Below are 19,830 nucleotides of genomic sequence, written 5' to 3'. Positions count from 1 at the left end.
TGTAACATTGTGAAAAATGGGTACAGGAGATAGCGTCTTTGGGCAGAAGGTGACAGTCTTTACTATGTAATCGCTTTCATTTTTTGGCGGCCGCGCGTTGAAATGGGGGCGCAGAAAAGGGGGGGGAGGCGTAAATAAAAAGGCCAGCGCGAGGCTGGCCTTGAAGAGAGGAAGCGCGGAGATTATTTCAGACCGGCCGCTTCCCGCAGCAGCGCCGCTTTGTCGGTTTTTTCCCATGGGAAATGTTCGCGACCAAAGTGACCGTAGGCTGCGGTTTCTTTGTAGATCGGGTGCAGCAGATCCAGCATCTGAATCAGGCCGTATGGACGCAGGTCGAAGAACTCGCGCACCAGCAGGGTCAGCTGTTCAGAAGGCACTTTCTCGGTGCCAAAGGTTTCCACCATGATGGACGTCGGTTCTGCAACGCCGATAGCGTAGGAAACCTGAATTTCGCAACGATCGGCCAGGCCTGCGGCAACGATGTTCTTCGCCACATAGCGCGCCGCGTAGGCTGCGGAACGGTCAACTTTAGATGGATCTTTACCGGAGAACGCGCCGCCGCCGTGGCGAGCCATGCCGCCGTAGGTATCAACGATGATCTTACGACCGGTCAGACCGCAGTCGCCCATCGGGCCGCCAATAACGAAACGGCCGGTCGGGTTGATGAAGAATTTGGTGGACGCGTTGAGCCATTCGGTCGGCAGAATCGGCTTGATGATCTCTTCCATCACTGCTTCCTGCAGGGATTTCTGATCGATATCTTCCGCGTGCTGAGTCGACAGAACGACCGCGTCGATGCCGACGATTTTGCCGTCGTCATACTGGAAGGTCACCTGGCTTTTCGCATCCGGGCGCAGCCACGGCAGGGTGCCGTTTTTACGCACTTCAGCCTGACGCTGCACCAGACGGTGAGCGTAAGTCACCGGCGCCGGCATCAGCACGTCGGTTTCGTTAGTGGCGTAGCCAAACATCAGCCCCTGGTCGCCGGCGCCCTGTTCCAGCGGATCGGCACGGTCAACGCCCTGGTTAATGTCCGGAGACTGTTTACCAATGGCGCTCAGTACGGCGCACGAGTTGGCGTCAAAGCCCATATCGGAATGCACGTAGCCAATTTCGCGGACGGTGTTGCGGGTGATCTCTTCGATATCAACCCATGCGCTGGTGGTGATTTCGCCGCCTACCAGCACCATGCCGGTTTTGACATAGGTTTCACATGCGACACGCGCTTTCGGATCCTGCTCGAGGATCGCATCCAGCACGGCATCGGAGATTTGGTCAGCAATTTTGTCAGGATGCCCTTCTGATACGGACTCAGACGTAAAAAGGTGTTTTGCCATATTTTATTTCACCTGTGGACGATTCGGATAGCTCATACTGTTGTGTAATGTGGCTTTGGTGGATAATCAGCGCAAAGCCGCGCAGGTAGCGACACGAGCAGTCTGAGTGTTAATCAGTATAGACGGATTAACTTCTGGACGGCCATTTTAGGTCAAATCTTGAGCCCATTTCCAGCCTTTTTTGATGGCGGTCGCATTTATGGGAAAACCCGCCTGGCAAAATTTCCTGACAACCGCGCAAACAGGCACATTTTTATTTTGCTTTTTACCCCGCTTCTCGGTATAAAACGCCGCGCGCGGCTCATTAAAAAAGCGCACGGGGCATGGCCCTGTGGTGCCACTTCCAGCCGGGTTAAGCAGTCTGTATTTACAGAATCTCGCAGCGGCGTAGCGCCTGTTGCCCGGTATGTATAGCTTTGGCTTGTCGCCGACCCTGTCGCAGGGCGGTGTGGAGGTGATACCAGATAATGAACCAATGTTTTTCGTTTGATTCGTCGCGTCGTTCTGTCGCGCGTCAGCACTCCGCAACCTGCATCTCTCTCATGCAAACCAGCCGATGTTCACCCCATCTCGGCGCTTCTCAGGATTCCAGGGCCGGTCGGCCGTCAGAAAACTGAACAAGGGCGCTCTTGCCTGGCAAGAGTTTTCTCGTGGTTTCTCCGGACTGTCATACTCTGTTCGGCTACGTGTTTTACGATGATATGAATAAGAAACCGGTCGCGCAGTCGCAAAACCAGCAGATAGTGCTGGGCTTTAGGACTGTTCATGGGTTGTTATCGCATCTTTGGACTGCGATAGTAGTTAACTGTCTTACACTTATTATTAAAAATTGAGGTTCGCTATGTCTGACGACATGTCTATGGTTTCGCCTTCGTCAGCAGGCGAACACGGTGTACTACGTTCCATGCAGGAGGTAGCGATGAGCTCCCAGGAAGCCAGCAAGATGCTGCGTACTTATAATATTGCCTGGTGGGGCAATAACTATTATGACGTCAACGAACTGGGCCACATCAGCGTTTGCCCGGATCCGGACGTCCCGGAAGCGCGCGTTGACCTCGCGGAATTAGTCAAAGCGCGTGAAGCGCAAGGGCAGCGCTTGCCGGCGCTGTTCTGCTTCCCGCAGATCCTGCAGCACCGCCTGCGCTCGATCAACGCCGCCTTCAAACGCGCGCGTGAATCGTATGGCTATAACGGCGATTACTTCCTCGTCTACCCGATCAAGGTTAACCAGCACCGTCGCGTGATTGAATCGCTGATCCATTCCGGCGAGCCGCTGGGCCTGGAAGCCGGTTCGAAAGCGGAACTGATGGCCGTGCTGGCGCACGCCGGGATGACCCGCAGCGTCATCGTCTGTAATGGTTATAAAGACCGCGAATATATCCGTCTGGCGCTGGTGGGCGAGAAGATGGGCCACAAGGTCTATCTGGTCATTGAGAAGATGTCCGAGATCGCTATCGTACTGGAAGAGGCCGAGCGCCTGAACGTGGTGCCGCGCCTTGGCGTACGTGCGCGTCTGGCCTCGCAGGGCTCCGGTAAATGGCAGTCCTCCGGCGGCGAGAAGTCCAAGTTCGGCCTCGCAGCGACCCAGGTGCTGCAACTGGTCGAAATTCTGCGCGAGGCAGGCCATCTTGAGAGCCTGCAACTGCTGCACTTCCACCTCGGTTCGCAGATGGCTAACATTCGCGATATCGCCACCGGCGTGCGTGAATCGGTGCGTTTCTACGTCGAACTACATAAGCTGGGTGTCAACATTCAGTGCTTCGACGTCGGCGGCGGCCTGGGCGTGGACTATGAAGGCACCCGCTCGCAGTCCGATTGCTCGGTGAACTACGGTCTGAACGAATACGCCAACAATATCATCTGGGCGATCGGCGATGCCTGCGAAGAGAATGGCCTGCCGCACCCGACGGTGATCACCGAGTCCGGCCGCGCGGTGACCGCGCACCATACCGTGCTGGTTTCCAACATCATCGGCGTTGAGCGTAACGAATACACCGAGGCGACCCCGCCGGCGGAAGACGCTGCGCGTCCGCTGCAGAGCATGTGGGAAACCTGGCTGGAGATGCACGAGACCGGCAACCGCCGCTCGCTGCGCGAATGGCTGCACGACAGCCAGATGGACCTGCACGATATCCACATCGGCTACTCCTCAGGCACCTTCAACCTGCAGGAGCGCGCGTGGGCGGAACAGCTGTATCTGAACATGTGCCATGAGGTGCAGAAGCAGCTCGACCCGAGCAACCGCGCCCATCGTCCCATCATCGATGAGCTGCAGGAGCGAATGGCGGATAAAATCTACGTCAACTTCTCGTTGTTCCAGTCGATGCCGGATGCCTGGGGGATCGATCAGCTGTTCCCGGTGATGCCGCTGGAAGGGCTGAACAAGTCGCCGGAGCGCCGCGCGGTGCTGCTGGACATCACCTGCGATTCCGATGGCGCCATCGATCACTACGTGGACGGCGACGGGATCGCCACCACCATGCCGATGCCGGAATACGACCCGGAGAACCCGCCGATGCTGGGCTTCTTCATGGTTGGCGCCTATCAGGAGATCCTCGGCAACATGCACAACCTGTTCGGCGATACCGAGGCGGTGGACGTGTTCGTCTTCCCTGACGGCAGCGTTGAGGTTGAGCTGTCCGACGAGGGCGATACCGTAGCGGATATGCTGCAGTATGTGCAGCTGGATCCGAACACGCTGCTGACCCAGTTCCGCGATCAGGTGAAAAATACCGGTCTGGACGACGCGCTGCAGCAGCAGTTCCTCGAGGAGTTCGAGGCGGGACTGTACGGCTATACTTATCTGGAAGACGAGTAGCTGCTGATGCCCGGTGGCGCTGCGCTGACCGGGCCTGCGTATGTCGGCCGGATAAGGCGAAGCCGTCATCCGGCAGCATGCGATACTCACTTGAACCCGTATGCATTACCGGCGATAATTCACGCCAATAAGCGATTTATCTATCAAACCCTTCCTCGTCGGGCCTAACGACGCGGAGGGGTTTTTTTATACTTATTTTTTACGTTCCACGACTGTCAAAAGAGGTCATATCCATGAGCACTTTAGGTCATCAATACGATAACTCCCTGGTATCCAATGCCTTTGGCTTTCTGCGTTTGCCAATGAACTTTATGCCGTATGAAAGCGATGCGGACTGGGTCATCACCGGCGTGCCGTTCGATATGGCGACCTCCGGGCGCGCGGGCGGCCGTCATGGCCCGGCGGCGATCCGTCAGGTTTCCACTAACCTTGCCTGGGAGCACAACCGTTTCCCGTGGAACTTCGATATGCGCGAGCGCCTGAACGTGGTGGACTGCGGGGATCTGGTGTACGCCTTCGGCGACGCGCGCGAAATGAGCGAGAAGCTGCAGGCTCACGCCGAGAAGCTGCTGGCGGCCGGCAAACGTATGCTCTCCTTTGGCGGCGACCACTTCGTTACCCTGCCGCTGCTGCGCGCCCATGCCAAGCACTTTGGTAAAATGGCGCTGGTGCACTTCGATGCTCACACCGATACCTACGCCAACGGCTGCGAGTTCGACCACGGCACCATGTTCTATACCGCGCCGAACGAAGGGCTTATCGATCCGAACCACTCCGTACAGATCGGGATCCGCACCGAGTTCGACAAAGACAATGGCTTTACGGTGCTCGACGCCGGCCAGGTTAACGACCGCAGCGTTGATGACGTGATTGCCCAGGTGAAGCAGATCGTCGGCGACATGCCGGTGTACCTGACCTTTGATATCGACTGTCTGGATCCGGCGTTTGCGCCAGGCACCGGTACCCCGGTTATCGGTGGGCTGACCTCCGACCGCGCGATCAAGCTGGTGCGCGGCCTGAAGGACCTGAACATCGTCGGGATGGACGTGGTGGAAGTCGCCCCGGCCTACGATCAGTCCGAAATTACCGCTCTGGCGGCGGCGACCCTGGCGCTGGAGATGCTGTACATCCAGGCGGCGAAAAAGGGCGAATAAATCTGTTCCCGTCATACTGCAAGTTGCATAGGCGTGGGCAATAAATCGGCCCATCCCTGGGCCTCGTCCTTACGGGGCCAGCGCAAGCGCTGTTCAAAACGACTAGCCGTTTTGTCCTGCAACTTATTTAGGGTATAGACGCGTTTACTGCTGCTGCGCGACGCATACGCAGCAGCAGTGCGCCGCCGGCGCACAGCGTAATCAGCTGCGATGCCACCAGAACGGAAAAACCTGAACTGACCGATCCCACCGATTTCATCACCACTCCCATCAGCAGCGGAATAAACGCCGCGCAAATATTGCCAATGCCGTTAATGATCCCATAGGCGCTGCCCACCGCTTCGCGCGGGGCGTGATGCTGAACCACCGCGGGGATCGCTGCCCCCTGTAATCCCCAGAAAACGTTCGCCGCCAGCATAAACAGCGCCAGCATCGCCGGCTGCTGGCTGAGCATCAGCGCCAGCACAGAACCGGCGGTGAGTAGGCCGCCGATAATAAACAGCAGCGGCGCCTGCTCCGGGCGCATTTTGTCGAGGAGCACGCCGCCAAGAAACTTTGAGCCGAGGCTTAACAGAAAGGGGACAGCCGCCAGCAGGCCGGTAGTCTGTAGCGAGAAGTGGTGCTCGTCGCGCAGCCAGGCGGGCAACCAGGCGCTACTCCCCCACAGATAGCTGAGCGTGGCGATTTCTACCAGCAGGATCCAGCCTAGCAGCGGTGTACGCCAGGCGAGGGCGAAAGTCTGCCTGAAACCCGGCTTCGCGCGCTGTGAGGTTACTTGTGGCGCGGGGAGAAACCGCCAGATTAATCCGCCGCCGAGCAGCAGGTTAAGCAGCGCCAGCGCGTAGAAGGAGCCGATCCAGCCAACGTGCACCATCAGCCAAGTGACCAGCGGGAAGCCTACCGCCAGCCCCAACGATACGCCAAGGGCGGTCAGCGCATTCGGCTTGCCTATTTCATCAGCGGCGAAGTTGTCGTTGATAAAGCGCGTTTTCAGAGAGAACAGCGGCCCCTCCGCCACGCCAAGAACGATGCGCGCGATCAACATTCCCAGCAGTGAGCCGAGTAGCGGGGAAATGGCGCACACCAGCGCCCATATAGCAATGCTGCTTAAGAGTCCCTGACGATAATGCCATCTACTTTCTATAACTGGGGTTAATAATAATGCCGAAAAACCATAACCCAGAAGAAAGCATGTCATTAGCATACCTTGTAACATTCTGTTTTCATTTAACTGAAAATGGGCAGCGAATTCCGGGTTAAGGATCATCACCGAGATATTTACCCGATCGACGTAGGAAATAATTATTAACAAAAGTAATGCTATTACCCCTTGCCATCTTGCCGCCATTCGTTGTCTCCACGCTTAATTTAATGATTGCCAGTTATTATTTTTTAACGCCAGAAATAGTTACATGAGTAAAATGGTTCACCTATGAAACTCATTGTTTTTAAATGATTAAATAAATAGCTGTTTCATGGGTGAAACACCATGGTTTCCGCTGTTGCCCATTTTTAATGATCGATTTGAAAAGAAGTCAATAGTCGTATGTGAAATTTAAATCGGCATTTTTATTTATAATGGATCACCGCTTTAAATATCATCATTTCATCTGAATGCAGTTTTTCGTGATCAATTGCACACTTAGCTAATTTAAAAGCCACTCATTAACAAATTCGTCACATTAATGCTTGACGAAACATTCACCGCTTTTATATTGACCGTATTAAATAAGAAACAGAGTTTCATATATGAAACAAAAGCCTGGAGGATTGCGATGAGCTGGATAGGCGTATGTGACGCGGAGCAAGTACAGGAAGATTTCCCATATAGCGGCAATATCGACGGTAAGGAAATCGGTATTTATCTGATTGATGGCGAATATTACGCGCTGGAAGACGTTTGCCCTCATGCCTATGCGCTCCTGAGCCAGGGCTTTGTCGAAGATGGCAAGGTGGAATGCCCGCTGCATGAGGCGGTATTCGACGTCAAAACCGGCCAGTGCCTGCATGGACCCGGCGGTCGCAACCTTAATCGTTACCCGGTGCGGGTATACGACAATCAGATCCAGATTACCTTTATCGAGGAGAACGTGGCATGAGCGAATCCCTGGACTTCAACCCGGCGCTACCGGAAAGCCGCCAGTTTACGCCACCGGCGGAAGGCGGAAACGGCAATATCCATAAGCCTGGCGACTATCACAATCTGATTTGGCAAACCCGCAGCCGGGTGCCGGAAAACTGGGAACTGCAGCTTATCGCCACCCTGGAAACGTTGTTCGAGCAGGGCGCGGAAAGTCTCGGTGAACTGGTGAACGGCCTCAATGGCGTCAGGATGCATGACCAACAGGGCGAACCGTGGAGCGAAAGCAGCTTCCAGGCATTTTTACAGGTTAACGGCTACTGAGGACACAGCGATGACGACAACGGTACAAAACTATCTTGATAAAGGACTGCGCGGCCTGTGGTATCCGGTGCTGGCGAGCTGGGAAGTGCAGTCTGCGCCGGTAGGCATTACCCGTCTCGGCGAGCAGATCGTGGTCTGGCGGAATAAAGATGGCCAGGTGCAGGCCCTGGAAGACCGCTGCCCGCATCGCGGCGCACGCCTGTCAATGGGCTGGAACTTAGGCGATCGTATCGCCTGCTGGTATCACGGCGTGGAAGTCGCCGGCAACGGCGAAGTCAAAGACGTCCCGGCGGTGGATCGCTGCCCGCTGGTCGGCCAGCAGTGCGTGCGCAGCTACAGCGTGCACGAAGCGCACGGGGCAATCTTCCTGTGGTTTGGCGTCACCGCCGATCAGCAGCCTGATGAATTGAGCTTCCCTGAGGAACTAGCCGATAGCGAAAAATACAGTAACTTCCTGTGCACCGCGGCGTGGAAATGCAACTACCAGTACGCGCTGGAAAACGTGATGGACCCGATGCACGGTACCTATCTGCACTCGTCATCGCACTCGATGGCGGAAGGCGATCGCAAAGCCGATATGGTCCTGCAGCCGACGAAAACCGGCTTTATCTTCGAGAAAAAAGGGCAGAGCGGCGTTAACTTTGACTGGGTTGAACTGGGCAACAGCGGCGCCTACTGGATGCGTCTGTCTATTCCGTACAAAAAGCGTTTCGGGCCGGGCGGCCACTTCTGGATCGTCGGCATGGTGGTTCCGGAAGATAACGATAACTGTCGCGTCTTCTTCTGGCGCATCCGCGGCGTTCAGGGCTGGCAGCGCGATCTGTGGCGCTTTATGTACCGCAACCGTCTGGAAAAACTGCACTGGGAAGTACTGGAACAGGATCGCGTGGTGCTGGAAAGTCTGGCGCCGAACGCCCGCGATCATGAATACCTTTATCAACATGACGTCGGTCTGTCCCGCCTGCGCCGCATGATGCAGAAAGCGGCGAAAGAGCAGTTAGCGCTCCGCGAAGCGCAGCAGGGTGCCGCCTGATGAACGGCCTGCTAAACGGTAAACGTATTGTCGTCACCGGTGCGGCGCGCGGTCTCGGGTACCACTTTGCCGAAGCCTGCGCCGCTCAGGGCGCGACGGTGGTGATGTGCGACATCCTGCAGGGAGAGCTGGCGGAAAGCGCTCATCGCCTGCAGCGGAAGGGCTATCAGGTCGAATCTCACGCCATCGATCTTGCCAGTCAAGCATCGATCGAGCAGGTCTTCAGCGCCATCGGCGCGCAGGGGTCTATCGATGGCTTAGTCAATAACGCAGCGATGGCCACCGGCGTCGGCGGAAAAAATATGATCGATTACGATCCGGATCTGTGGGATCGGGTAATGACGGTCAACGTTAAAGGCACCTGGTTGGTGACCCGCGCGGCGGTACCGCTGCTGCGCGAAGGGGCGGCGATCGTCAACGTCGCTTCGGATACCGCACTGTGGGGCGCGCCGCGGCTGATGGCCTATGTCGCCAGTAAGGGCGCGGTGATTGCGATGACCCGCTCTATGGCCCGCGAGCTGGGTGAAAAGCGGATCCGTATCAACGCCATCGCGCCGGGACTGACCCGCGTTGAGGCCACGGAATACGTTCCAGCCGAGCGTCATCAACTGTATGAGAACGGCCGCGCGCTCAGCGGCGCGCAGCAGCCGGAAGATGTCACCGGCAGCGTGGTCTGGCTGCTGAGCGATCTTTCGCGCTTTATCACCGGCCAGCTGATCCCGGTCAACGGCGGTTTTGTCTTTAACTAATAAGTGAGGCGGTATGGCGAACGATCAGGAAGTGAAGTATCTGGTGCCCGGTCTTGAGCGCGGTTTACAACTGCTGCTGGCGTTTGGCGAACAGCATCGCGATCTGACCTTTGCCGAGCTGCATCGGCTGGTGGATATGCCGAAAGCGACCGCCTATCGCGTGGTGCAGACGCTGGAATATATGGGCTTTCTTGAGCGCAACGCCCGCGCCAATACCTTTTCGCTGGGCATGAACGTACTGCGTCTGGGCTTTGAATATATCGCCTCACTGGATGTCGCTCAGGTGGGTCAGCCGGTCATCGAGCAACTACGCGATATCAGCAAGTGCAGCAGCCATCTGGCGATCCGCGACGGCCGCGACATCATCTACATCGCCCGCGTCAGCGCCGCCGGTTCGCGTATCAACCAGGTCAGCGTCGGAACGCGGCTACCGGTGCACTGCACCTCGCTTGGCCGCATGCTGCTGACCGATGTTTCCCGCAGCGAGTTTGAACAATTGTTCCCGAATGAACGTCTGCCGGGCAATACGCCGGGCCAGCTGTACGACCGCGAAGCGCTGTGGCAGATGGTGCAGCAGGATAAAGCCCGCGGCTACGTGATTGGCGAATCGTTCTATCGCCACGGCATCTCATCGATTGTCTATCCGGTCTTTGACCGCAGCGGCCGGGTGGCGGCGGTCGTCAGCATTCTGGTGCCGTCGGACGAGATCCCGCAAAGCGATCGCGAACGGTTGCAGAACGACGTCAGTATGGCAGCGGACAAAATTTCCGGCTTCCTCGGATATTTGCCACAGGCAAGTTAAATCAACAACTTAACAGCAGGCGCTTGATTGCGTCGGGCATGTTTTACGCCCAAATTCGGGCGACTGAACGGTAAAGAGGCGACGAATAATGAGTATTACCGGAATTGAAAAGCTGGAATTTGGCGTAGACGACCTGAACCACAGCGCTAAATTCATGCGCGATTTTGGCCTGACCGGCGACGCCAGCGGCCGCGCGTTTACCACCCTCAGCGGCGCGCGGGTCGAACTTAACCCGACCGATGCCGCCGACCTGCCGCCAGCCTTTGAGGCGGGCAACACTCTGCGTCGCATGACCTGGGGCGTGGCGGATCGGGCGGCGCTGGATGCGCTACGCCCGAAGCTGGAACGCCAGCCCGCTTTCCGTGAAATCGACGGTGCGCTGGAATGCCGCGATCCCAACGGTATGACGCTGCGGGTGCAGGTTAGCCAGCAAACGGCGGTTGAACTGAACGTTGAACCGATCAACCAGTGGGGCGATGTGCGTCGCATCGACACTCCGAGCCCGGTATACGACCGCGCGCAGCCCATTAACATCGGCCACGTCGTATTCTTTGTTGAAGAGCTGGCGGCGGTGGAAAGTTTCTATCGCGAAGTACTCGGCTTTCAGGTGTCAGACCGCTACATCAATCGCGCGGTGTTCCTGCGCTGCGGCGTGCGCGGCGGACACCATAACCTCTTCTTATTGCAGTTGCCCAACCGCAAGCGCGGGCTAAACCACGTCGCGTTTACCGTGCGGGATATTCATGAAGTGATCGGCGGCGGCATTGCGATGAATAAAAACGCGTGGAGCACGTTTATCGGTCCCGGCCGCCATCCGGTCTCCTCGGCCTACTTCTGGTATGTCAACAGCCCGACCGGCGGCGCTTTTGAGTACTACACCAACGATGACTATCTGACGGAAAACTGGCAGCCGCGCGAGCTTGAGCATTCACTCGTGTCCTTTACCGAATGGGCGGTGGAAGGCGGTATCGATCACGATACCCGTCGCCAGCAGAAAAAACCGGAGGCGGTATGACGGCGCGGATAGTCATTATCGGCGGTGGCCAGGCTGGCGGCTGGGCAGCGAAAACGCTGCGTGATGAAGGGTTTAGCGGCGAGATTTGCGTGGTTGCCGAAGAGCAATGGGATTTTTACGAACGTCCGCCGCTGTCGAAAGCGGCATTGCTGGAGGCCGAACCGGCGCTGCCGCGGTTATTCAGCGCCGAGGTGCAGCAGGCACTGGATTTGCGCTGGTACCGCCCGCTGCGCGCGAAATCGATCGACCGGCAAAATAAAACCCTGGCGCTGAGCAACGGCGAAACGCTGGCGTACGACCTACTGCTGATCGCCACCGGCGGCCGCGCGCGGCTGCCGTCCGAGGCCTGGGGGCAGCATCCTCAGGTATATACCCTGCGCCACTGGCAGGACGCGCAGCGTCTGAAGCAGCGGTTGGCATCGGCAACGCGGCTGGCGATCGTCGGCGGCGGCTGGATTGGCCTCGAAATCGCCGCCTCGGCGCGCAAAAGCGGCGTAGCCGTGACCCTTTATGAACAGCAGCCGGCGCTGTGCATGCGCTCGGTCAGTATGGAGGTCTCGCAGGCGCTGGATGAGTTGCATCGCGGGCAGGGCGTTGATATTCGCCGCGGCTGCGGCGCGCTGGAGCTGGAAGATGATAACGGCTTGCCGACGCTGCACTGCGACGGCCAGCGGGAAACCTTCGATGCGGTAGTGGTGGGGATCGGCGTCGATCTGAATCTCGAACTGGCGCGCGATGCCGGGCTCACTGTCGATCGCGGGATTGTCGTTAATGCCCAAGGGCGCAGTAACGATCCGGCGATTTTCGCCGCTGGCGATGTCGCCCAGCACCATCAGTACGGTCTGTGCATTCAGTCGTGGGCCTTTGCGCAAAATCAGGCCATCGCGACAGCGAAAGCGATGCTCGATCCACAGGCCAGCGGCTACGACGAGGCGCCGTGGCTGTGGTCAGATCAATACGATCGCAATGTCCAGATCCTCGGGATCCCGCAAGCGGGCAGCCGGACCATTGTGCGTGACGAGCCGCAGGGCGCGATCTACTTCTCCCTGAATGCCGATGGACGCTTAACTCAGCTGGTGGCCTTCAATAATGCACGTATCGTGAAGCTGGCGAAGCGCTGGATGGCGGCGGGAAGGGATCTCTCTAACGTCCCGCTCGCTGACCCGACTTTCTCGCTGATGTCATTGCGATAAGAAACGCGAACCCTTAAGGGGGAGAAATGACCACATTAGAGACCAACGCCGCGCCTGCAGAGGCGAGCGGCGAGGGCGTCCGCACGCCTGAAAAAGCAGTTCGTTGGGCCATTCCGCTGTCGCTGCTGGCCTGCGTGCTGCTGGCTTTTTTCGACAAAATCAGTATCGCCGCGCTGTTTTCCGATAGTCACTTCCAGCAGGCGATGGGCATCGATTTCGACACCACCCGGTTGGGCATTCTGATGAGTGCCTTTTTGCTGAGTTACGGCTTCTCGTCAGTGTTATTAAGCGGCCTTGGCGACCGGATTGCGCCGCTGCGTCTGCTGACTGGAATGATGGTGGTGTGGTGCATCCTGATGGTGATCATGGGCTTCACCCACAACTACGCGCTGATGGTGACGCTGCGCATCCTGTTGGGCATTGCTGAAGGGCCGCTGTTTCCGTTGGCGTTCGCCGTGGTGCGCCACACCTTCCCGCAGCGGCTACAGGCCCGCGCCACCATGCTGTGGCTGCTCGGCACGCCGGTTGGCGCGGCGCTGGGTTTCCCGCTGTCAATTTGGCTACTCAATACCTTCGGCTGGCAGAGCACATTTTTCGTGATGGCGATGCTGACGATACCGGTGCTGATTTTTGTACGCATCGGGCTGCGCGGCGTGCAACTGGAGGCGAGAGCGAGCAGCGATAAAACCTCGCAGGAAGCGCGCCGCAGCGCGCGTCGCGAGCTCTTTGTGAGTCCGCATTTTTGGATGATCTGCATCTTCAACATCGCCTTTCTCGCCTATCTGTGGGGGATCAACGGCTGGCTGCCGGGCTACCTGATTAAAGGCAAAGGCATTCATCTGGAACACGCCGGCTGGCTGTCGTCGATGCCATTTATCGCCATGTTGCTAGGCGAAATTATCGGCGCCTGGCTGTCCGACCACGTCGATAGGCGCGCCGCCGCCTGCTTTATTTCCCTGGCAGGCGCGGGTATTGGCCTGGCGGCAGTGATGCATTTCACCACGCCGCTGCCGGTAATCGCGGCGATGAGCTTTAGCACCTTTATGTGGGGCACCGGCGCGCCAAACATTTTCGCGCTGCTGGCTAAAGCGACCCATCCACGGGTCAGCGCCACGGCGGGTGGAATTTTCAACGGGCTGGGAAACTTTGCCGGGGCGCTATCGCCGGCGGTGATGGGCGCGCTTATCGCCTTCACCCATAGCATGGATTCCGGGCTGATTTTTCTGGCGGTGATGGCGGCGGTGGGCTGCGCCCTGTTACTGCCGCTGCTGAGACGCTACTGAGGATAAAACGATGACTGATTCAACCGTAACTGCAAAACAAAGTTTGAAACCTGACCATTTGACGATGGAAGAGTGGGTGGAGTCGCGTATCGCGCGCTTTGAAGGCCGCAAATATGACTGGAATGCGCTGAAATTCCAGGCCGATTTCGATCCGAAATATCGCCGCGCGCAGATGCGCTACATCGGCACCGGCGCCACCGGCGTCGCCAGTGATACCAACACCGTTCCGGCCGAGCACTTCACCTTTTCCACCATGGTGTTGCCGTCCAAATGTGAAGGCCCGCTGCACCTGCATGATGACGTAGAAGAGGTGTTCTTCATGCTCAAAGGGCAGATCACTCTGATGATTCAGGACGGCGACAACTATACCGAAACCGTGCTGCGCGAACGCGATCTGATCTCGGTGCCGCCTGGAATTTACCGCGGTTTGTTTAACCACGGCGAAGAAGAGGCGCTGATGTGCGTGATGCTCGGCACCCATAAGCCGCATATTCCGACCTACCCGGAAGATCATCCGCTGGCAAAAGTAAAACGTAACTAAGGGGCGATGATGACGGGGTTTCGTGAACAAGGAAGCGGTATTCCGCTGACGCTGCTGCACGGCATCAGTTCCGGCGCGGCCTCCTGGCATAAACAGATGGCGCTGCCCGGCTACCGCGTGCTGGCCTGGGATATGCCCGGTTATGGCGAAAGCCCGATGCTGGCGGCGACGCCGGCGGATGCCGGCGATTACGCCGACGCGCTGGCGCGAATGCTGGACCGCGCTGGAGTAGAGCAAACCATACTGGTCGGCCATTCGCTGGGCGCGCTGGTGGCGGCCGCCTTCGCCGCGAAATACCCGCAGAGGGTGCTTTACCTGGTGCTCGCCGACGTCGCGCAGGGCTACGGCCAGGCGGAAGCCGCACAGCGGGAAAAAGTCTGGCAGGGGCGTCAACAGCAGATAGCGCTGGGCGGCGAGGCGATGGCCCAGGGGCGGGCGGCAAAACTGCTGCGCCCTGGCGCGCGCGAAGCCGATGTGGCGACGGTGGCGGCGGGGATGCGCAGGCTACGCCGCGACGGTTATCTCGCCGCGGCCTGGATGCTGGCCCATGACGACATTCACCGTTGGCTCGCCGACTATCGCGGTCGTCTCTCCGTGTGGTGTGGCGAGCAGGATGCCATTACCCAACCGGAGTTAGTGCAGGGAGTGGCGCTGCGTTACGGCGCCCCTTACATCGCCATCCCTCAGGCTGGACATGCCAGCTATCTCGATAACGAAATCTTTTTTAATCAACAGCTTTTACGCATAGGGGAAGAGGTGCGCGATGAATGCACAAATTGAAGGACGCGTCGCGGTAGTCACCGGCGGTTCGTCAGGAATCGGCTTTGAAACGCTGCGCCTGCTGCTGGGCGAAGGGGCGAAAGTCGCCTTTTGCGGCCGCAACCCGGATCGGCTTGCCAGCGCCCATGCGGCGTTGCAAAACGAATATCCAGAAGGTGAGGTGTTCTCCTGGCGCTGTGACGTACTGAACGAAGCGGAAGTTGAGGCGTTCGCCGCCGCGGTCGCCGCGCGTTTCGGCGGCGTCGATATGCTGATTAATAACGCCGGCCAGGGCTATGTCGCCCACTTCGCCGATACGCCACGTGAGGCCTGGCTGCACGAAGCCGAACTGAAACTGTTCGGCGTGATTAACCCGGTAAAGGCCTTTCAGTCCCTGCTAGAGGCGTCGGATATCGCCTCGATTACCTGTGTGAACTCGCTGCTGGCTCTGCAGCCGGAAGAGCACATGATCGCCACCTCTGCCGCCCGCGCCGCGCTGCTCAATATGACGCTGACTCTGTCGAAAGAGCTGGTGGATAAAGGTATTCGTGTGAATTCCATTCTGCTGGGGATGGTGGAGTCCGGGCAGTGGCAGCGCCGTTTTGAGAGCCGAAGCGATAAGAGCCAGAGTTGGCAGCAGTGGACCGCCGATATCGCCCGTAAGCGGGGGATCCCGATGGCGCGTCTCGGTAAGCCGCAGGAGCCAGCGCAAGCGCTGCTATTCCTCGCTTCGCCGCTGGCCTCCTTTACCACCGGCGCGGCGCTGGACGTTTCCGGCGGTTTCTGTCGCCATCTGTAAGGAAAGATGATGAAAAAGGTCATGTTAATTGGCTATGGCGCGATGGCCCAGGCGGTGATTGAACGCCTGCCGCCGCAGGTGAGGGTGGAGTGGATCGTGGCGCGCGAATCGCATCACGCAGCGATCTGCCTGCAGTTTGGTCAAGCGGTGACGCCGCTTACCGATCCGCTGCAATGCGGTGGGACGCCGGATCTGGTGCTGGAATGCGCCAGTCAGCAGGCGGTCGCGCAATACGGCGAAGCGGTACTGGCGCGCGGCTGGCATCTGGCGGTGATCTCGACCGGTGCGTTGGCGGACAGCGAACTGGAACAGCGTTTACGTCAGGCGGGCGGCAAGTTGACGCTGCTGGCTGGCGCGGTGGCCGGAATAGATGGCCTGGCGGCGGCGAAAGAGGGGGGGCTTGAACGAGTGACCTATCGGTCGCGCAAAAGCCCGGCCAGCTGGCGCGGCAGCTATGCCGAACAGCTTATCGACCTCAGCGCGGTCAATGAAGCGAAAATTTTCTTCGAAGGCAGCGCCCGCGAGGCGGCGCGGCTATTCCCGGCAAATGCCAACGTGGCGGCAACCATCGCGCTGGGCGGTATCGGCCTTGACGCGACCCGAGTACAGCTGATGGTCGATCCGGCGACGCAACGCAACACCCATACGCTACACGCCGAAGGATTGTTCGGCGAGTTTCACCTGGAGCTGAGCGGCCTGCCGCTCGCCAGCAATCCGAAAACATCGACCCTCGCGGCACTGAGCGCGGTACGCGCCTGCCGTGAACTGGCATAACGCAGAGAGGCTGAGATGGACGAATTAGACATTTTTATCGGCGGTCAGTGGCGTCGCGGCGGCGGCAATTTGATGCACAGCCAGTTTCCGGCGGATGGCGCTATTAACGCGGCGCTGCATGCGGCAAGCCTCGATGATTTACAGGAGGCGATCGACTGTGCCGACCGCGCCTGGCGGGAGCCAACGTGGCGGGCGATGCTGCCGCATCAGCGGGCGAAGATCCTGCATAAAGTCGCCGATCTGATTGAAGCACAGCTTGATGAGCTCACCCAAAAGCAGAGCCGCGATAATGGTAAACCGCTGGCGGAAGCGCGAGGGCTGGTGATGAGCGCGGCGGGGACGGCACGCTATTTTGCCGCCGCCTGTGAACTGCTGGAAGGCGAGCTGCCGACGCCGCGGCAGGCAGATCTATTGACCCTGAGCCGCTATGAGCCGCTGGGCGTGGTGGCGGCGATCACCCCGTGGAACTCGCCGATCGCCAGCGAAATGCAGAAGGTGGCCCCGGCGATCGCCGCCGGAAATGCGGTGATCCTCAAACCGGCGGAAGCCACGCCGCTCATGGCGCTGGAGCTGGCGAAGATCTTTGAGCAGGCCGGTTTACCCGCCGGACTGCTGAGCGTGCTGCCGGGTAAAGGATCGATTATAGGCGATGCGCTGGCCCGCCATCCTAAGGTGCGCAAAATTTCCTTTACCGGCGGCACCACCACCGGACGTCACCTGGCGCATGTGGCGGCGGAAAAGCTGATCCCGGCGTCACTGGAGCTGGGCGGCAAATCACCGACCATCGTGCTGGAAGATGCCGATATCGAACAGGCGGCGCGGGGCATCTGCTACGGCATTTTCAGCTCCGGCGGCCAGGCCTGTATTGCCGGCTCGCGGCTGTTTGTTCATGACAAAGTGTATCCGCAATTAATGGCCCGCCTGCTGGAGTTAACCCAAGGGCTGCGGGTTGGCCATCCGTTCAGCGCTGGCACCCACGTCGGGCCGCTGATCAACGATAAACACCGGCAGAGCGTGCTGGAGTACGTCGAGCTGGCGAAACGCGAAGGCGGCAGCGTGCTATGCGGCGGCGAGATCCCGGCGGATCCGGCGCTGGCGGCAGGCAGCTATTTCCTGCCGACCATCATTGAAGGGCTGAACAATCAGGCCCGCGTTTGCCAGGAAGAGATCTTCGGACCGGTTCTGGTGGCGATGCGTTTTCACGATGAAGCGGCGCTGATCCGCGAGGCCAATGATTCGGTCTTCGGACTGGCGGCGGGGATCTGGACGCGCGATACCGGCCGCGCGCTGCGTCTGAGCGAACAACTGGAAGCCGGTACGGTGTGGATCAACACCTACAAAGTTTTCTCCATTTCGACCCCGTTTGGGGGCTTTAAAGAGAGCGGTCTGGGCCGCGAAAAAGGGATCCAGGGGCTGAAAGCCTGGATGCAACAAAAGAGCATTTATCTGGCGACGGGTAATAGCGTCAACCACTGGTGCGACTGAGAAAGGGTGAGCAATGAGCGAAATGATAACCGTCGGCGATGCCATCGCCAGAACGCTGGAGCAGTATCACGTTGAAGCCATTTATGGCGTCATTTCTATCCATAACCTGCCGATCGCCGATGCCGTCGGCCAGCGGGAAAAAATCCGCTTTGTTCCGGCGCGCGGTGAAGCGGGCTCGGTGACCATGGCTGACGCCCACGGCCGTTTTTCAGGGCTCGGCGTGGCGCTGACCAGTACCGGCGCGGGTGCGGGTAATGCGGTCGGCGCGCTGGTTGAGGCGATGAACGCCGGTACGCCGCTGCTGCACCTGACCGGACAGGTCGAAAAAGCCTGGCTGGACGCCGACACCGGTTTCATTCATGAAACCCGCGATCAGTTGACCTTCCTGAAAGCCAGTTCGAAGCGCGCTTACCGCATTAGCAACGCCAACCAGGCGGTGGCTATCCTGCATAAGGCGATTCAGGAGGCGCAGACGCCGCCGTGCGGCCCGGTCTCGGTGGAGATCCCAATCGACATTCAGAGCGCCAAAATTCCGCTTTCACTGCTGACCGCGCCGCTGAAACGCGCTCCGGCGGTTGAGCCGGAAGCGTCGCTGGTCGATGCGCTGTGGGCGCAGCTTAAGCAGGCGAAGCAGCCGCTGCTGTGGCTTGGCGGCGGCGCGTTAGAGAGCGGCGAGGCGGTGAAGACGCTGGCGGATGCCGGGGTGACGGTGATTTCCAGTACCCACGGCCGCGGCATTCTGGCGGACAGCCATCGCGCCAGCCTGCGCGCGTTTCATAATTCTCCCTCGGTTGAAGCGCTGATTTCACAATGTGATTTCACACTTGTTGCCGGTTCCCGGCTGCGCAGCAACGAAACGCGCTCGTGGACGCTGGAACTGCCCACGCCGCGGGTGCAGATTGATATTGACCCGGCGGCGGCCAGCCGTAACTACTTGATGGACAATACCCTGGTGGCGGATTGCCGGGCGCTATTAGCGGCGCTGGCAGAGCGGGTGCAGGGCCGGATATGGGGCGATGCGCGTTGGGATAGCCAACTTAAAGAGGCGGTAGAGGCGGCGGAGCAGGGGCTGCGCGACCAGTGCGGCGATTACGCTAAATTGAATGACGCGATTGCGCAGGCGCTGCCCGATGACGGCATCCTGGTGCGCGATATTACCGTTTCTGGCAGCCTGTGGGGCAGCCGTCTGTTCCGCGCTCACGGCCCGCTGATGAATATCCATTCTCTGGCCGGAGCCATCGGTATGGGGCTACCGATGGCGGTGGGTACCGCGATTGCCAATCCGCAACGTAAAGTGGTCGGCCTGGTCGGCGACGGCGGCCTGAGCCTCAACCTTGGCGAACTGGCGACCCTGGCGCAGGAGAAGGCCAATGTGACGCTGTTGATTATGAATGACGGCGGCTACGGCGTAATGCGTGGTATTCAGGATAAGTATTTTGGCGGCCGCCAGTATTACAACGAGCTGCACACGCCAGACTTTTCCCTGCTGGCGCAGGCGATGGGTCTGCAGGCGTGGAGCGTGGATCGGGCTGAGGATTTCCAGGCGGTGATGACCGAAGCGCTGGCGATGCCGGGGCCATCGGTGGTGGAAGTGAAGATGGGCCAGATTGGCGCGCTGCGCTTTGCCGGCCCGCCGCAGAAGACGCTGTATTAATGATAACCCAGTGACCCCAACCCTCTCCCT

At 59.0% G+C, this 19,830-nt stretch carries 19 protein-coding genes; 16 read left to right on the top strand and 3 right to left on the bottom strand.

All coding sequences use genetic code 11. From position 1 onward, the window contains the following. Nucleotides 1-182: 182 nt before the first annotated feature. Nucleotides 183-1,337 carry an S-adenosylmethionine synthetase gene (locus tag KPHS_44440; RefSeq protein YP_005228744.1) on the bottom strand — a complete coding sequence of 385 codons (1,155 nt, stop codon included), beginning with the start codon at nt 1,335-1,337 and terminating at the stop codon, nt 183-185. Between the two features lie 147 nt (nt 1,338-1,484). After that, nucleotides 1,485-1,655 (bottom strand): hypothetical protein, encoded by a 171-nt coding sequence (locus tag KPHS_44430; RefSeq protein YP_005228743.1) that lies wholly within the window; start codon nt 1,653-1,655, stop codon nt 1,485-1,487. Between the two features lie 601 nt (nt 1,656-2,256). Between KPHS_44430 and KPHS_44420 the strand changes: the two genes are divergently transcribed. Both KPHS_44420 and KPHS_44410 read left to right on the top strand, forming a co-directional pair. Beyond that, on the top strand, nt 2,257-4,155 hold the full coding sequence (locus tag KPHS_44420) for an arginine decarboxylase (RefSeq protein ID YP_005228742.1): 1,899 nt from the start codon (nt 2,257-2,259) through the stop codon (nt 4,153-4,155). A 233-nt stretch (nt 4,156-4,388) separates the two neighbouring features. Next, nucleotides 4,389-5,309: an agmatinase gene (locus tag KPHS_44410; RefSeq protein YP_005228741.1), complete on the top strand. Its 921-nt coding sequence runs from the start codon at nt 4,389-4,391 to the stop codon at nt 5,307-5,309. Nucleotides 5,310-5,436: 127 nt separating this feature from the next. On the opposite strand, the gene KPHS_44400 is transcribed toward KPHS_44410, so the two are convergent. Beyond that, nucleotides 5,437-6,657, bottom strand: coding sequence for a major facilitator family transporter (locus tag KPHS_44400; RefSeq protein YP_005228740.1), 1,221 nt, complete (start codon nt 6,655-6,657; stop codon nt 5,437-5,439). A gap of 427 nt (nt 6,658-7,084) precedes the next feature. Here KPHS_44400 and KPHS_44390 point away from each other — a divergent pair, with 427 nt between their 5' ends. The 14 genes from KPHS_44390 to KPHS_44260 all read left to right on the top strand — a co-directional run bounded on the left by KPHS_44390 (nt 7,085) and on the right by KPHS_44260 (nt 19,800). After that, nucleotides 7,085-7,408: a naphthalene 1,2-dioxygenase system ferredoxin component gene (locus KPHS_44390; protein YP_005228739.1), complete on the top strand. Its 324-nt coding sequence runs from the start codon at nt 7,085-7,087 to the stop codon at nt 7,406-7,408. Next, on the top strand, nt 7,405-7,713 hold the full coding sequence (locus tag KPHS_44380) for a hypothetical protein (RefSeq protein YP_005228738.1): 309 nt from the start codon (nt 7,405-7,407) through the stop codon (nt 7,711-7,713). The genes KPHS_44390 and KPHS_44380 overlap by 4 nt, the downstream gene beginning before the upstream one ends. A 10-nt stretch (nt 7,714-7,723) precedes the next feature. Next, on the top strand, nt 7,724-8,746 hold the full coding sequence (locus KPHS_44370) for a 3-phenylpropionate dioxygenase subunit alpha (protein YP_005228737.1): 1,023 nt from the start codon (nt 7,724-7,726) through the stop codon (nt 8,744-8,746). Then, nucleotides 8,746-9,495 (top strand): short chain dehydrogenase, encoded by a 750-nt coding sequence (locus KPHS_44360; protein ID YP_005228736.1) that lies wholly within the window; start codon nt 8,746-8,748, stop codon nt 9,493-9,495. Before KPHS_44370 ends, KPHS_44360 begins: the two co-directional genes overlap by 1 nt. Nucleotides 9,496-9,508: 13 nt before the next feature. Then, complete coding sequence (locus KPHS_44350; protein ID YP_005228735.1) at nt 9,509-10,297, top strand: putative regulatory protein IclR; 789 nt, start codon at nt 9,509-9,511, stop codon at nt 10,295-10,297. 88 nt (nt 10,298-10,385) lie between these two features. Beyond that, nucleotides 10,386-11,312, top strand: a complete 927-nt coding sequence (locus tag KPHS_44340) for a putative glyoxalase/bleomycin resistance protein/dioxygenase (protein YP_005228734.1) — start codon at nt 10,386-10,388, stop codon at nt 11,310-11,312. Further along, nucleotides 11,309-12,505, top strand: a complete 1,197-nt coding sequence (locus tag KPHS_44330) for a putative ferredoxin reductase subunit (RefSeq protein YP_005228733.1) — start codon at nt 11,309-11,311, stop codon at nt 12,503-12,505. Before KPHS_44340 ends, KPHS_44330 begins: the two co-directional genes overlap by 4 nt. A 26-nt stretch (nt 12,506-12,531) precedes the next feature. Next, nucleotides 12,532-13,788: a major facilitator superfamily transporter MFS_1 gene (locus KPHS_44320; protein YP_005228732.1), complete on the top strand. Its 1,257-nt coding sequence runs from the start codon at nt 12,532-12,534 to the stop codon at nt 13,786-13,788. 10 nt (nt 13,789-13,798) lie between these two features. Then, a complete protein-coding gene (locus KPHS_44310) occupies nt 13,799-14,329 on the top strand; it encodes a putative cupin domain protein (protein YP_005228731.1) in 531 nt (176 codons plus the stop codon). Between the two features lie 9 nt (nt 14,330-14,338). After that, nucleotides 14,339-15,109: a putative hydrolase gene (locus KPHS_44300; RefSeq protein YP_005228730.1), complete on the top strand. Its 771-nt coding sequence runs from the start codon at nt 14,339-14,341 to the stop codon at nt 15,107-15,109. Next, nucleotides 15,093-15,887 carry a short chain dehydrogenase gene (locus KPHS_44290; RefSeq protein ID YP_005228729.1) on the top strand — a complete coding sequence of 265 codons (795 nt, stop codon included), beginning with the start codon at nt 15,093-15,095 and terminating at the stop codon, nt 15,885-15,887. Before KPHS_44300 ends, KPHS_44290 begins: the two co-directional genes overlap by 17 nt. Before the next feature lie 9 nt (nt 15,888-15,896). Next, nucleotides 15,897-16,661: an aspartate dehydrogenase gene (locus KPHS_44280; RefSeq protein ID YP_005228728.1), complete on the top strand. Its 765-nt coding sequence runs from the start codon at nt 15,897-15,899 to the stop codon at nt 16,659-16,661. Nucleotides 16,662-16,676: 15 nt separating this feature from the next. Then, a complete protein-coding gene (locus KPHS_44270) occupies nt 16,677-18,146 on the top strand; it encodes a putative aldehyde dehydrogenase (RefSeq protein ID YP_005228727.1) in 1,470 nt (489 codons plus the stop codon). Between the two features lie 13 nt (nt 18,147-18,159). Next, complete coding sequence (locus KPHS_44260; protein YP_005228726.1) at nt 18,160-19,800, top strand: thiamine pyrophosphate enzyme; 1,641 nt, start codon at nt 18,160-18,162, stop codon at nt 19,798-19,800. The last annotated feature ends 30 nt before the right edge of the window (nt 19,801-19,830 follow it).

It is taken from the genome of Klebsiella pneumoniae subsp. pneumoniae HS11286, assembly GCF_000240185.1.
Lineage (GTDB): Bacteria > Pseudomonadota > Gammaproteobacteria > Enterobacterales > Enterobacteriaceae > Klebsiella > Klebsiella pneumoniae.
The sequence above is the reverse complement of the archived record's forward strand: the minus strand, read 5'-3'. Positions and strand labels throughout refer to the sequence as shown.

Coding starts and splice junctions, on each gene's coding strand:
- KPHS_44440 (YP_005228744.1), bottom strand. CDS start 1,337: ATGGCAAAACACCTTTTTACGTCTGAGTCCGTATCAGAAGGGCATCCT.
- KPHS_44420 (YP_005228742.1), top strand. CDS start 2,257: ATGAGCTCCCAGGAAGCCAGCAAGATGCTGCGTACTTATAATATTGCC.
- KPHS_44410 (YP_005228741.1), top strand. CDS start 4,389: ATGAGCACTTTAGGTCATCAATACGATAACTCCCTGGTATCCAATGCC.
- KPHS_44400 (YP_005228740.1), bottom strand. CDS start 6,657: ATGGCGGCAAGATGGCAAGGGGTAATAGCATTACTTTTGTTAATAATT.
- KPHS_44390 (YP_005228739.1), top strand. CDS start 7,085: ATGAGCTGGATAGGCGTATGTGACGCGGAGCAAGTACAGGAAGATTTC.
- KPHS_44380 (YP_005228738.1), top strand. CDS start 7,405: ATGAGCGAATCCCTGGACTTCAACCCGGCGCTACCGGAAAGCCGCCAG.
- KPHS_44370 (YP_005228737.1), top strand. CDS start 7,724: ATGACGACAACGGTACAAAACTATCTTGATAAAGGACTGCGCGGCCTG.
- KPHS_44360 (YP_005228736.1), top strand. CDS start 8,746: ATGAACGGCCTGCTAAACGGTAAACGTATTGTCGTCACCGGTGCGGCG.
- KPHS_44350 (YP_005228735.1), top strand. CDS start 9,509: ATGGCGAACGATCAGGAAGTGAAGTATCTGGTGCCCGGTCTTGAGCGC.
- KPHS_44340 (YP_005228734.1), top strand. CDS start 10,386: ATGAGTATTACCGGAATTGAAAAGCTGGAATTTGGCGTAGACGACCTG.
- KPHS_44330 (YP_005228733.1), top strand. CDS start 11,309: ATGACGGCGCGGATAGTCATTATCGGCGGTGGCCAGGCTGGCGGCTGG.
- KPHS_44320 (YP_005228732.1), top strand. CDS start 12,532: ATGACCACATTAGAGACCAACGCCGCGCCTGCAGAGGCGAGCGGCGAG.
- KPHS_44310 (YP_005228731.1), top strand. CDS start 13,799: ATGACTGATTCAACCGTAACTGCAAAACAAAGTTTGAAACCTGACCAT.
- KPHS_44300 (YP_005228730.1), top strand. CDS start 14,339: ATGACGGGGTTTCGTGAACAAGGAAGCGGTATTCCGCTGACGCTGCTG.
- KPHS_44290 (YP_005228729.1), top strand. CDS start 15,093: ATGAATGCACAAATTGAAGGACGCGTCGCGGTAGTCACCGGCGGTTCG.
- KPHS_44280 (YP_005228728.1), top strand. CDS start 15,897: ATGAAAAAGGTCATGTTAATTGGCTATGGCGCGATGGCCCAGGCGGTG.
- KPHS_44270 (YP_005228727.1), top strand. CDS start 16,677: ATGGACGAATTAGACATTTTTATCGGCGGTCAGTGGCGTCGCGGCGGC.
- KPHS_44260 (YP_005228726.1), top strand. CDS start 18,160: ATGAGCGAAATGATAACCGTCGGCGATGCCATCGCCAGAACGCTGGAG.